Below are 11952 nucleotides of genomic sequence, written 5' to 3' on the forward strand. Positions count from 1 at the left end.
CCCCTCCCCCCCCCCCTCCCCCCCCCCCCCCCCCCCCCCCCCCCCCCCCCCCCCCCCCCCCCCCCCCCCCCACAGGGGTAGTGATCGGTTTCAGGTGGCATCGGCATGGCTGACCATACCCTTGATCACCACCGCTGCCGTGGCCAATGCCGCCGGAATCACCAGTGCCGTAAGCACCTGCTCGAAGTTCCAGCCCAGGCCCAGCAAGGTAGCGCCCATCCACGCCCCCAGAATCGCGCCGAAGCGGCCGATGCCGAGCATCCACGACACCCCGGTGGCACGGCCTTGGGTGGGGTAGAAACGCGCCGCCAGGGACGGCATTGCCGATTGCGCACCGTTGACGCACATCCCGGCGACCAGCACCAGAGTGGCCAACAGCGTGATGTTGCCCAGGCTCTGCCCTACCGCGTAGGCAAACACCCCGGCCAGCAGATAGAACGTGCCGATCACTTTGTGCGGGTTGAACCGGTCCATCGCCCAGCCCACGCCCACCGCGCTCAATACCCCACCAAACTGGAACAGCGCGCCGATAAACGCGGCCTGCTCCATGCTCGCGCCGCTGTCACGCATCAAGGTGGGGAGCCAACTGGTCAGCAGGTAAACAATCACCAGGCCCATGAAGTACGTGAGCCACAACAGCAAGGTGCCAGCGCTGTAGGTGCCCGAGAAGATCACCGCGAACACATTGCGGGCCTTGACGGTTTTTTGCTCCGGTACGCTGAACTGAGTGGCCTGGGCAACGATGTTTGGCTCGATGGGGGCAAGGGTCTTGCGTACCTTGTCGGTGCCTCGATTGCGTACCACCAGGTAGCGGGCAGATTCCGGTAGCCACACCAACAGCACCACCGCCAGGATCAACGGCAGGATGCCGCCTATCAGCAACAGGCTGTGCCAGCCGAACGCGGGAATCAGCTTGGCCGAAATAAACCCACCACCGGCCATGCCGAGGTTGAAGCCACAGAACATGCTGGTCACCAACAAGGATTTATGCCGCTCGGGTGTGTATTCAGACAACAAGGTGGTGGCATTCGGCATGCCGGCGCCCAGGCCCAGGCCGGTGAGAAAGCGCAGCACCAGCAATTGGTCGACATTGGTGCTGTAGGCCGACGCCAGACTGAACGCACCAAACACCAACACCGCGCCGACCAGCACGACTTTGCGGCCAAAGCGGTCGGCCAGCGGGCCGGAACCGAGTGCGCCAAACACCATGCCGATCAACGCGGCGCTCATCACCGGGCCGAGGCTGGCGCGGTCGATGCCCCAGTCCTGGGACAGTGCCGGCGCGATAAAGCCCATGGCGGCTGTATCGAGGCCGTCGAGAAAGACAATCAGGAAACACAGGATCACCACGCGCCACTGATAGCGCGAAAGTGGCTGGGTGTTGATAAAGGACTGTACGTCCAGGGTGGTACCGACAGAAGGCTGATTCATTATTTTTATTCCACACCGATGGCGGGCTGACGACCTGGGGCCGTCATTCTTATTGGGCAGTTCCTCAGAGCGCTGCCGCACATTAATAAGCCAAGGGAAACACCGTCAATCGAGCCAGCCGGGATCTGTGCGGTCACCGAACAGCTTAGGCAAACAGCTGCGCACTCAGCTCACGGCTGGCGCTGAGCATGCTCGGTAGAAAGCGCTGCTCCAACTCACTGCGGCTGACCCGACCGGCGTGGGTGCTGACATTCAGCGCGGCCAATACCTGGCCGGACGCGTCATACACCGGCACCGCGATGGAGCGCAGGCCCTGCTCCAGTTCCTGGTCGACAATGCACCAGCCCTGCTGACGCACCTGTTGCAGGCATTCGAATAACGCTTGCGGTGTTGTCAGTGTGCGGCTGGTCTTGGTTTGCAGGTCGGCATGGTCGAGATAGTCCTGCAGCGAGGCATCGTCGAGGGCGGCCAGCAGAATGCGACCCATGGACGTGCAATACGCAGGCAGGCGCCCGCCCACCGACAGGTCAACCGAGATCAGGCGCTGGGTGGTAGCGGAACGAGCGATATAGAGGATGTCATCGCCTTCCAGGGTAGCCATGTTGCAGGCTTCATGGAGCTGCTCGCTCATGCGGTCCAGATAAGGCTGTGCCGAAACGGCCAGCGGTGTGGACGACAGATAGGCGTGACCGAGGGTCAGCACCTTGGGCAACAGCGAGTAAGTGCGCCCATCCGTGGTGGCGTAGCCGAGCTTGATCAAGGTGTGCAGGCAACGGCGCACGGCGGCGCGGGGAATTTCGGTGCGGTGGCTGATCTGGGCGATGGTCAGGTGACGCTTGCGCTCCTGGAACGCCTGCACCACGGCCAGGCCACGGGCCAGGGACGTCATGAAATCCGGATCACCGGTGAATGCCTGGATGCGCTTAGCCGGTGAAGCCACGATCGGCGGCGCCACTGATGCAAAGGAGTTGCGCAATTGATCGTTCATTTCAACGGGCCTTCTCTTGTTATCACCACGGGAGGGTTGGCGGCTATTACAAGCCGTGCCGGCCGCCCTGCACAAGTCAACGCCGGTAACATTGGGCGATTATCGGACAACCATGCGATTATCGCAATTTGGCCGGCATGGGTGCAGATCCCGCAGATAACGTTCGAGATTTAGCTGATGTCGCCGAAAAGTGTAGGCATTTACCCTTCTATCAGTATGAATACAGATATGAAGATGACGCTGTTCACAAATACGTCGGCGATATGTAACAAAACCCAAGCACGCCGTTGACGCTTTTTAACTTCATGATGATAGTGTTCTTCAAATGCGCCGCTATAATGCAACCTGTGCAGAGGTCAGCCCGGTATCACTATCGGGAGGGGAGCTCACCAGGCATTGCAGGCTGCAGGCAACGCCGGCCACAAGTACTCGCTTAAAAGAACGGCCCTCAGGCCCGTATACCAACTTGAACGGTTCTACTGTTCTATTTGGAATCGCCCCGAGCACGACTTTCAGGCATGACACTGCGCAATCAATAACTCAACTCAATTAGGTAATACTGTGACGAAAGATGAACTGCGCGCGGAACTTGAGCGCCAGGAGCAACGTTACAAGGACGTCTACGGCGGGGAAGTCACCACCTACGCCGCGCAACCTGAGCCGGAACGCAAACCATGGCGCAAACGAGCCAGCCTGCTGGATCAGGCATTTGCCCAGGAAATCCAAAAAATCGAGCAGGAACTCAAGACCGAGGAGCCCTGAGCACTTCGGTCGAGTTCAGCGCCTTGCAGTCGCTGCCGGTCAACCACTGGTTCAGCGGCCGCTGGTCAGTAACCTACAGCCACCCACGAAATTTCATACAAATGTTTCAGGCATGGCATTTTCATGACAAAAGCCCGCCTTCCGCGGCCCGCGCTTTATAAATCAAAGACTTGCCAAAGCCCCGAAAACCCTGGGATACGTGTGTCTTGCCGGTTTTTTTTCCAGGAAGATTGTTACCGATGAGCAGCTAATGCATCGATTACTGATGTTTTCTGGCATAATCGCGCCCCCTTACGACCGGGTCAGAAAACCTTCATGATCGATTTATTCAGCGGACTGGATGCTTGGGTTCTCGTGAGCCTGTTGCTCGCCCTGGCCTTTGTCCTCGCCTTCGAGTTCATCAATGGCTTTCATGACACCGCTAACGCGGTGGCCACAGTCATCTATACCAAAGCCATGCCGCCACACCTGGCCGTGTTCTTCTCCGGGGTGTTCAATTTCCTCGGGGTATTGCTCGGTGGTGTCGGTGTCGCCTACGCCATCGTGCACTTGCTGCCGGTGGAGTTACTGATCAATGTGAACACCGGCCACGGCTTGGCAATGGTCTTCTCGTTGTTGGCGGCGGCGATCACCTGGAACCTGGGCACCTGGTACTTCGGTATCCCCGCCTCCAGCTCCCACACCCTGATCGGCTCGATCCTCGGTGTCGGCCTGGCCAATGCATTGATCAACGACATCCCCCTGGCTGACGGTGTGAACTGGCAGAAGGCCGTGGATATCGGCGCCTCCCTGGTGTTCTCGCCGATGGCGGGCTTCCTGGTCGCCGCCCTGGTGCTGATCGGCCTGAAGTGGTGGCGCCCGCTGTCTAAGATGCACAAGACCCCGGACCAGCGCCGCAAGCTCGACGACAAGAAGCACCCGCCGTTCTGGAACCGCCTGGTCCTGGTGATTTCGGCCATGGCTGTAAGCTTCGTGCACGGCTCCAACGATGGCCAGAAAGGCATCGGCCTGATCATGCTGGTACTGATCGGTATCGTGCCGGCGCAGTTCGTATTGGACCTGGGCAGCACCACTTACCAGATCGAACGTACCCGCGACGCCACCCTGCACCTGAACCAGTTCTACCAGCGCAACCACGAGACCCTCGGTGAGTTCCTGGCCCTGGGCAAAAGCGTGAAGGATGACCTGCCGGGCAAGTTCCGCTGCAACCCGCAGCAGACCGAACCGACGATCAACGCGCTGCTGGGCACCCTCAAGGGCGTCTCGGACTACCACTCGCTGACGGCCGACCACCGCATCGAAGTGCGTCGCTACCTGCTTTGCCTGGATGACACCGCGAAAAAGGTCGGCAAGCTGCCAGGCCTCGACTCCCGTGAGAAGTCAGACCTCGACAAGCTGCGCAAAGACCTGACCGCCACCACCGAGTACGCTCCGTTCTGGGTGATTCTCGCGGTCGCACTGGCCCTGGGCCTGGGCACCATGGTGGGCTGGAAGCGCGTGGTACTGACCATCGGTGAGAAGATCGGCAAGCAAGGCATGACCTATGCCCAGGGCATGTCGGCGCAAATCACCACGGCCACCATGATCGGCTTTGCCAATATCTTCGCCCTGCCAGTGTCCACCACCCACGTCCTGTCTTCTGGCGTGGCGGGCACCATGGTTGCCAACAAAAGCGGCCTGCAAGGTGGCACCGTCAAGACCATCCTGATGGCCTGGGTATTGACCTTGCCAGCGACCGTAGGCCTTTCGGCCGGGTTGTTCTGGTTGGCGTCCAAGGCTTTGGGCAACTGATAGCCAGCCGGCAATAAAAAAGGTGCGACCCGCGAGGGTCGCACCTTTTTTTATGCTCGTTCCCACGCTCTGCGGGGAATGCCGCCACGGACGCTCCGCGTCCCACTCGCGCACGGGTGACGCGTAGCGTCACAGGATGCATTCCCACGCGGAGCGTGGGAACGAGCCAAAAAAAAGGGCGACCGAAGTCGCCCAAAATGCCTTGCGTGCTCATGTAACCCGGAAAGACTTAAGGTTTTTTACGCTTGTTCGCGTCTTTCCAGATAAAAAATCCAAACCCTACAAAAAACAGCACCATGAGGCTAACAGTCAGCACTCCGGCGAAAACCACATTATCGAAAAACATGACCGGCCTCCTGCACTTGCCCTGTTGCGATAGGGCTAAGTTAATGGAGAAGGCGCAGTGGGAAATTGACCAGGATCAATGTCGCCCACAACGGGGCGTAAAGAAGGGGAATAACTGACCTGCATCAATGGATGCAGGGCGTTTCAACGCTTTTTCGGCTTGTTCTTGGACTTTTTCTTGGGCTTGCCCAAGGGCATGGCTTGTTCAAAGGCTTGGCGCACTTCATTCAAGCGTTTGTCATTGAGGTCGTGCACGCGCTTGGCACGTTCGGCGTTCAGGTCGATCAGCTTGTCGTCATCACTCATGGCTTGGCTTACGTCGTGGCGGGAATGCCTCAATAATGCGGCCTGCCCCGCCCGACGGCAATTAAGCGGGCGACAAAATGCAGGCCATCGACCAAAATCGGCACTTTCTACCCTGCCCAGGAGGCGCATCCAGGTGGCCTTGCACAACGACCTTCCACCGCTGCTGGCCCTGCGCGCCTTCGAGGCCGTGGCGCGGCACTTGAGTTTTATCAAGGCGGCCAACGAGTTGTCGGTGACCCAAAGCGCGCTGAGCCACCAGGTACATAAGCTCGAACACCACCTGGGCAAACCGTTGTTTATCCGGCGAACCCGTGCGATTGACCTGACGTTGGCCGGGCAAGATTACTACGCGCAAATCCGCCCAGCCCTGGACGCCATCGCCGCTGCGACGCGCAACCAACGGGGTGCGCCCAGCGCCAGTGTGTTGCGTATCGGCTTGCTGGCATCCTTTGCCACGTTATGGCTGGCGCCGCGCCTGGCCGAGTTTCTACGGTGCTACCCGCATATCCAGGTGGAGTTGCTGCCCGCCATTCAACTGGCCAACGTCGCCACGGCAGAGGTTGACCTGGCCATCCGCTACGGCAAGGGCGACTGGCCCGACGTGCGCGCCACACGCCTGATGGCCGAAACCCTGTCACCGGTATGCAGCCCTGGGTTCAAAGCCAGGCAGATCGCTAGTGGCGCGCTGTTGATGGCGACCTCCCACCGCCCTTTCGAGTGGACCGATTGGTCGGCCCATTACCAGGTCAACCTTGAACACCACCCCCGCGTGATGCTGCATGACTACAACATCGTGGTCGAAGCGACCGTGGCCGGCCAGGGGATCGCCATGGGCCGCCATCGCCTGATCGAACGCAGGCTCCAGGACGGCAGCCTGGTAGAGGCCTTTGACTGGCCGCCCTATCACAGCGATATAGGCTATTGGCTGATCGCACCTCAGCGCCCGCTCAGTGAGGCGGCTGAATGCTTCAGCCAGTGGTTGAAGCAGGCGTGTGCCGACGCGTGAGGTTTTTCGATACGTCGGTTGAGATCTATCCGTTTGTCGCCCCTCGCCACCGCCAACATGCTGGAACCTTCTGACACCAGAGGATTTCACCATGACCGATTCCATCCGCCAGCGCGTACACGCCCTCGGCCTGACACTGCCCACGCCCAGCCAACCCGCTGCCAACTACGTCAATCATGTGATCAGCCAACACCAGCTGTTCATCTCGGGACAAATTCCCATGACCGATGGCAAACCCGCCTACATTGGCCGGCTGGGCGATTCTCTCAGCGATGAAGATGGCGCCCGAGCGGCGGAATTGGCGGCGCTGGGCCTGCTGGGGCAATTGAGCGACGCGTTGGGCGATGACCTGTCGCGGGTGGTGCGCACCCTGCGCCTGGGCGTGTTCATTGCCAGCAGCGCCGACTTCCAGCGCCAAAGCCTGGTCGCCAATGGCGCTTCGAACCTGCTGGTCAACGCCCTCGGCGACAAGGGCCGACACGTGCGCACCGCCGTAGGGGTTTGCAGTCTGCCGGCTGGTGTCGCCGTGGAAGTGGACGCCATTTTCGAGCTGCAGCCATGACCCCGCTGCAAGTCCAGCACTTGCGAGAAGCCACGCCCGGTTGCCAGTCCGGCATCGTGCACTTCAACCACGCAGGGGCATCCTTGCCCAGCCAGGCGACGCTCGACGCCATCATCGAACAGCTGCAACGCGAAGCCCGCGACGGCCCGATGGAGGCCGGAGAACAGGGTGCCGTCTTAGTGGAAAAGGCCCGCCGAGCCGCCGGGCAACTGCTCAATGCGCCCGCCTCATCGATTGCCTTCGCCAGCAGTGGCTCGACGGCCTGGAGCATGGCCTTCCAGGCGCTGGGGCCATGGCAGCCGGGCGATCGTATTCTAGTGGGGCGCCACGAATGGGGCGGTAACCTGGCGAGCATGGAACTGGCCGTTCAAGCCGGGGCGCGGGTGGAGGTCATCCCGTGCGATGCCAGCGGCGCGGCCTGCCCGGTGGCGTTGGAGGCGATGCTGGATGCCAAGGTGAAGCTGATCGACCTCACCTGGCTGCCGGCCAACGGTGGCTTGATCAACCCGGCCCAGGCCATCGGCGATGTGGCCAAGCGGCATACCATTCCCTACTTCATCGACGCGGGCCAAGCCGTCGGCCAGGTGCCGGTGGATGTGCAAGCGTTGCAGTGCGATGTGCTCAAGTCCGCCGGCCGCAAACACCTGCGCGGGCCTCGCGGTACCGCGCTGCTGTATATCAGGCCGGGTTTTCTGCCGCATCTGAACCCGGCCCAACGCGACGTGTTTTCAGCGCCCTGGACCGCCGAAGGCTTCGACCTGCGCAACGACGCCCGGCGCTTTGAAACCAGCGAAGTCTCTTTCGCCCTGCTGGCCGGCCTGGGCAATGCGTTGCACGAGATCAATCAACTGGGGATTGAGCAAGTATGGCAAAGGGTCTCGAAGACCAGCGCGCGAATCCGCGAAGCACTGCGTCAGATACCGGGAATTACCTTGCATGACTTAGGCAGAACGCATTCAGGCTTGATCGCGTTCAACCTGGCCGGCTGGGACAGCTTTGAACTCAAGCAACGCCTGGCCTGCAAGCGCATCAACATCGGCGCCAATGGCGTGGCCTACACCCCGCTGGATATGCAAGCACGTGGGTTGAACAGCATTGCGCGCATCTCCGTCAGCCCGCTCAACACCGATGACGATATTGAGCTGCTGGTGAAGGCCCTGCGCGAACTGAACGGTTAGACCTCGATATCCACCCACAGGCCCTGGCGCGGCGCGTCTTCGATCAGCGGCGCCACGGGCACGGTGTTGTCAGCGTTGAGCAAGTCGCCGGGAATCGGCAAATGCTGCTCCGCGTCGTCGTCGGCTTCGCGCCGGCGTTTCTGCTGCTCCTGCTGGCGACGCTGCTCTTCGCGCAGCAGAAAGGTCGATTGCTCGGCATCGCCTTTTTTCAGGTCGATCGTGCTCTCGTTGGAGCCCGGTTGAACGGGCACCACCGGCGGAATATCCGGTTTCTGGCGTGCCGGGTCGAGTTGCGACGTGACCGGCACAACACTGACGGGCAGCATGGGTGGCAGCATGATAATTATTCTCCTGATCAACAGGCTGTCGGCGGGTGGCAGGGCGACTTGAGCACCCGCGTGCCAAGCTGTGACTCAGTCGACACTCTCAAGTGCCCGCCACCCGTCGATTCAATTTCCGCCTGCCCGTACAAACAGCGTAGTTTTTGTCAGAGTTCTTGGGCGCCGGGCCGTGTTCCGTTAACATAGTCGGCTTTTTCACGGCGGGAGTCAGGCAGCATGGCGCAGCAGTATCAACCGGGGCAACGCTGGATTAGTGACAGCGAAGCAGAGCTGGGGTTAGGCACCGTTCTGGCACAGGACGGCCGCTTGTTGACCGTGCTCTATCCGGCCACTGGCGACACTCGCCAGTATGCGCTACGGAATGCGCCCCTCACTCGCGTGAGGTTTTCGCCGGGTGACACCATCACCCATTTCGAAGGCTGGAAAATGACCGTACAGGAAGTCGACGACGTCGATGGCCTGCTGGTCTACCACGGCCTCAATGGGCAGAACGAGCAGGTCACCCTGCCAGAAACCCAACTGTCCAACTTCATCCAGTTCCGCCTGGCCAGTGATCGCCTGTTCGCCGGGCAGATCGACCCGCTGGCGTGGTTCTCGCTGCGCTACCACACCCTGGAACACACCAGCCGCCAGTTGCAGTCCTCGCTGTGGGGCCTGGGTGGCGTACGCGCCCAACCGATTGCCCACCAACTGCACATCGCCCGCGAAGTCGCTGACCGTATCGCGCCACGCGTGTTGCTGGCGGACGAAGTGGGTTTGGGCAAGACCATCGAAGCAGGCCTGGTGATCCATCGCCAACTGCTCTCGGGCCGTGCCAACCGCGTACTGATCCTGGTCCCGGAAAACCTGCAGCACCAATGGCTGGTGGAAATGCGCCGCCGCTTCAACCTGCAGGTTGCGCTGTTCGATGAAGAGCGCTTTATCGAAAGCGATGCCACCAACCCGTTCGAAGACACCCAGCTTGCACTCGTTGCGCTCGAATGGCTGGTGGACGACGAGAAGGCCCAGGACGCGCTGTTCGCCGCCGGCTGGGACTTGCTGGTAGTCGACGAAGCCCACCACCTGGTGTGGCACGAAGACAAGGCCAGCGCCGAATACTCGCTGGTCGAACAACTGGCCGAAGTGATTCCTGGCGTGCTGCTGCTGACCGCCACTCCAGAACAACTGGGCCAGGACAGCCATTTTGCGCGCCTGCGCCTGCTGGACCCGAACCGCTTCCACGACCTGCAAGCCTTCCGCGCCGAGAGCGAAAACTATCGCCCGGTGGCCGAAGCCGTGCAGGAGCTGCTGGACAAGGGCCGCCTGTCGCCGACCGCGCACAAGACCATTCAAGGCTTCCTCGGTGACGAAGGTGAAGCCCTGCTCACCGCCGTCAACGATGGCGACACCGAGGCCAGCGCACGCCTGGTGCGTGAACTGCTGGACCGCCACGGCACCGGCCGCGTGCTGTTTCGCAACACCCGTGCTGCGGTGCAAGGCTTCCCCGAGCGCAAGCTGCACGCCTACCCGCTACCGAACCCGGACGAATACCTCGAACTGCCCCTGGGCGAACACGCCGAGCTGTACCCGGAAGTCAGCTTCCAGGCGCAACCGGACATCGAGGAAGAGAACCGCTGGTGGCGTTTCGACCCTCGGGTCGAGTGGCTGATCGACCAGTTGAAAATGCTCAAGCGCACCAAGGTCCTGGTGATCTGCGCCCACGCCGAAACCGCCATGGACCTGGAAGACGCCCTGCGTGTGCGCTCCGGCATCCCGGCCACGGTGTTCCACGAAGGCATGAATATTCTGGAGCGTGACCGCGCCGCTGCCTATTTTGCCGATGAAGAGTTCGGTGCCCAGGTGCTGATCTGCTCGGAAATCGGCAGTGAAGGCCGCAACTTCCAGTTCTCCCATCACCTGGTGCTGTTCGACCTGCCGTCCCACCCCGACCTGCTGGAACAGCGCATCGGGCGCCTGGACCGGATCGGCCAGAAACACGTGATCGAACTGCACGTGCCCTACCTGGAAACCAGCCCGCAAGAGCGCCTGTTCCAGTGGTACCACGAGGCGCTCAATGCCTTCCTCAACACCTGCCCGACCGGCAACGCCTTGCAGCATCAGTTCGGCCCACGCCTGCTGCCCTTGCTGGAAGCCGCCGACGACGGCGAGTGGCAAGCCCTGATCGACGAAGCCCGTGCCGAGCGCGAGCGCCTGGAGCAGGAGCTGCACACCGGTCGCGACCGCTTGCTCGAACTCAATTCAGGCGGCGCTGGCGAAGGCGATGCACTGGTCGAGGACATCCTCGAACAAGACGACCAGTTCGCCCTGCCGATCTATATGGAAACCCTGTTCGACGCATTCGGCATCGACAGCGAAGACCATTCGGAAAACGCGCTGATCCTCAAGCCCAGCGAAAAAATGCTCGACGCCAGCTTCCCCCTGGGCGACGACGAGGGTGTAACCATCACCTACGACCGTAACCAGGCGCTGTCGCGCGAAGACATGCAGTTCATCACCTGGGAGCACCCGATGGTGCAAGGCGGCATGGACCTGGTGCTGTCCGGTTCCATGGGCAACACCGCCGTGGCACTGATCAAGAACAAGGCGCTCAAGCCAGGCACCGTATTGCTTGAACTGCTGTATGTCAGCGAAGTGGTCGCCCCGCGCTCCCTGCAACTGGGTCGCTACCTGCCACCGGCCGCCTTGCGCTGCCTGCTGGATGCCAACGGTAATGACCTGTCGGGCCGCGTGTCGTTCGTAACCTTGAATGACCAGCTGGAAAGCGTGCCACGGGCCAGCGCGAACAAATTCGTACAGGCGCAGCGCGACCAACTCACACCGCGCATCAACGCCGGTGAAGAGAAGATCGCCCCGCGTCACGCCGAGCGTGTAGCCGAAGCCAAGCGTCGCCTGGCGGCAGACACCGACGAAGAGCTGGCGCGCCTGACCGCGCTGCAAGCGGTCAACCCGACCGTACGTGACAGCGAGCTGGTTGCCTTGCGCAACCAGCGCGAGCAAGGCCTGGCCATGCTTGATAAAGCGGCACTGCGACTGGAAGCGATTCGGGTGTTGGTGGCGGGTTGATAATCCGCTGAACGTAAAAGGCCCGCGCAATGCGGGCCTTTTTATTAGCCTTGCCGGCCTCATCGCGGCATAGATATCTCCACAACTCTGAAGCGATCGACAGTAACCACGATGCGAAGCGAGCCGCTCTTGATCTTGATCTGCTTGTGATCTTGATCTCAGGCGCCCCGTTAAACCAC

General features: G+C 61.2%; 11 protein-coding genes. 6 read left to right on the forward strand and 5 right to left on the reverse strand.

The window, feature by feature from the left end; genetic code table 11:
• Nucleotides 1-90 precede the first annotated feature (90 nt).
• Both pcaK and pcaR read right to left on the reverse strand, forming a co-directional pair.
• Nucleotides 91-1431, reverse strand: coding sequence for a 4-hydroxybenzoate transporter PcaK (pcaK, locus tag AC1RAC_RS26875; RefSeq protein WP_054917929.1), 1341 nt, complete (start codon nucleotides 1429-1431; stop codon nucleotides 91-93).
• A gap of 145 nt (nucleotides 1432-1576) precedes the next feature.
• Complete coding sequence (gene pcaR, locus AC1RAC_RS26880) at nucleotides 1577-2419, reverse strand: pca regulon transcriptional regulator PcaR (RefSeq protein ID WP_003189296.1); 843 nt, start codon at nucleotides 2417-2419, stop codon at nucleotides 1577-1579.
• A gap of 561 nt (nucleotides 2420-2980) precedes the next feature.
• Between pcaR and AC1RAC_RS26885 the strand changes: the two genes are divergently transcribed.
• Together AC1RAC_RS26885 and AC1RAC_RS26890 are read left to right on the forward strand one after the other, a co-directional pair.
• Entirely contained in the window at nucleotides 2981-3181 is a 201-nt protein-coding gene (locus AC1RAC_RS26885) for a hypothetical protein (RefSeq protein ID WP_003189295.1), read from the forward strand.
• A gap of 315 nt (nucleotides 3182-3496) precedes the next feature.
• Nucleotides 3497-4972 carry an inorganic phosphate transporter gene (locus AC1RAC_RS26890; protein ID WP_003189291.1) on the forward strand — a complete coding sequence of 492 codons (1476 nt, stop codon included), beginning with the start codon at nucleotides 3497-3499 and terminating at the stop codon, nucleotides 4970-4972.
• A gap of 229 nt (nucleotides 4973-5201) precedes the next feature.
• Here the strand turns inward: AC1RAC_RS26890 and ccoM are convergent, their stop codons facing one another.
• Both ccoM and AC1RAC_RS26900 read right to left on the reverse strand, forming a co-directional pair.
• Entirely contained in the window at nucleotides 5202-5318 is a 117-nt protein-coding gene (gene ccoM, locus AC1RAC_RS26895) for a cytochrome c oxidase subunit CcoM (protein ID WP_019817835.1), read from the reverse strand.
• 143 nt (nucleotides 5319-5461) lie between these two features.
• Nucleotides 5462-5623: a hypothetical protein gene (locus tag AC1RAC_RS26900; RefSeq protein ID WP_005785860.1), complete on the reverse strand. Its 162-nt coding sequence runs from the start codon at nucleotides 5621-5623 to the stop codon at nucleotides 5462-5464.
• Between the two features lie 133 nt (nucleotides 5624-5756).
• Between AC1RAC_RS26900 and AC1RAC_RS26905 the strand changes: the two genes are divergently transcribed.
• From AC1RAC_RS26905 to AC1RAC_RS26915, 3 genes are all read left to right on the forward strand, one after another.
• Entirely contained in the window at nucleotides 5757-6629 is an 873-nt protein-coding gene (locus AC1RAC_RS26905) for a LysR substrate-binding domain-containing protein (protein WP_054917924.1), read from the forward strand.
• A gap of 91 nt (nucleotides 6630-6720) precedes the next feature.
• Nucleotides 6721-7191, forward strand: a complete 471-nt coding sequence (locus AC1RAC_RS26910) for a RidA family protein (RefSeq protein WP_054917922.1) — start codon at nucleotides 6721-6723, stop codon at nucleotides 7189-7191.
• Nucleotides 7188-8369: an aminotransferase class V-fold PLP-dependent enzyme gene (locus tag AC1RAC_RS26915; protein WP_492617131.1), complete on the forward strand. Its 1182-nt coding sequence runs from the start codon at nucleotides 7188-7190 to the stop codon at nucleotides 8367-8369. Before AC1RAC_RS26910 ends, AC1RAC_RS26915 begins: the two co-directional genes overlap by 4 nt.
• Here AC1RAC_RS26915 and AC1RAC_RS26920 read toward each other — a convergent pair.
• Nucleotides 8366-8707 carry a hypothetical protein gene (locus AC1RAC_RS26920; protein ID WP_014717286.1) on the reverse strand — a complete coding sequence of 114 codons (342 nt, stop codon included), beginning with the start codon at nucleotides 8705-8707 and terminating at the stop codon, nucleotides 8366-8368. The genes AC1RAC_RS26915 and AC1RAC_RS26920 overlap by 4 nt on opposite strands.
• Before the next feature lie 219 nt (nucleotides 8708-8926).
• On the opposite strand from AC1RAC_RS26920, the gene rapA reads away from it, so the two are divergent.
• A complete protein-coding gene (gene rapA / locus AC1RAC_RS26925) occupies nucleotides 8927-11773 on the forward strand; it encodes an RNA polymerase-associated protein RapA (protein WP_034125960.1) in 2847 nt (948 codons plus the stop codon).
• The last annotated feature ends 179 nt before the right edge of the window (nucleotides 11774-11952 follow it).

Source organism: Pseudomonas sp. GW823-FHT02F05 (assembly GCF_058797315.1).

Excerpts from the sequence above, each read along its gene's own strand:
- AC1RAC_RS26920 (WP_014717286.1), bottom strand. The coding sequence starts at position 8,707 with ATGCTGCCACCCATGCTGCCCGTCAGTGTTGTGCCGGTCACGTCGCAA.
- AC1RAC_RS26890 (WP_003189291.1), top strand. The coding sequence starts at position 3,497 with ATGATCGATTTATTCAGCGGACTGGATGCTTGGGTTCTCGTGAGCCTG.
- rapA (WP_034125960.1), top strand. The coding sequence starts at position 8,927 with ATGGCGCAGCAGTATCAACCGGGGCAACGCTGGATTAGTGACAGCGAA.
- AC1RAC_RS26900 (WP_005785860.1), bottom strand. The coding sequence starts at position 5,623 with ATGAGTGATGACGACAAGCTGATCGACCTGAACGCCGAACGTGCCAAG.
- pcaR (WP_003189296.1), bottom strand. The coding sequence starts at position 2,419 with ATGAACGATCAATTGCGCAACTCCTTTGCATCAGTGGCGCCGCCGATC.
- AC1RAC_RS26910 (WP_054917922.1), top strand. The coding sequence starts at position 6,721 with ATGACCGATTCCATCCGCCAGCGCGTACACGCCCTCGGCCTGACACTG.
- ccoM (WP_019817835.1), bottom strand. The coding sequence starts at position 5,318 with ATGTTTTTCGATAATGTGGTTTTCGCCGGAGTGCTGACTGTTAGCCTC.
- AC1RAC_RS26915 (WP_492617131.1), top strand. The coding sequence starts at position 7,188 with ATGACCCCGCTGCAAGTCCAGCACTTGCGAGAAGCCACGCCCGGTTGC.
- pcaK (WP_054917929.1), bottom strand. The coding sequence starts at position 1,431 with ATGAATCAGCCTTCTGTCGGTACCACCCTGGACGTACAGTCCTTTATC.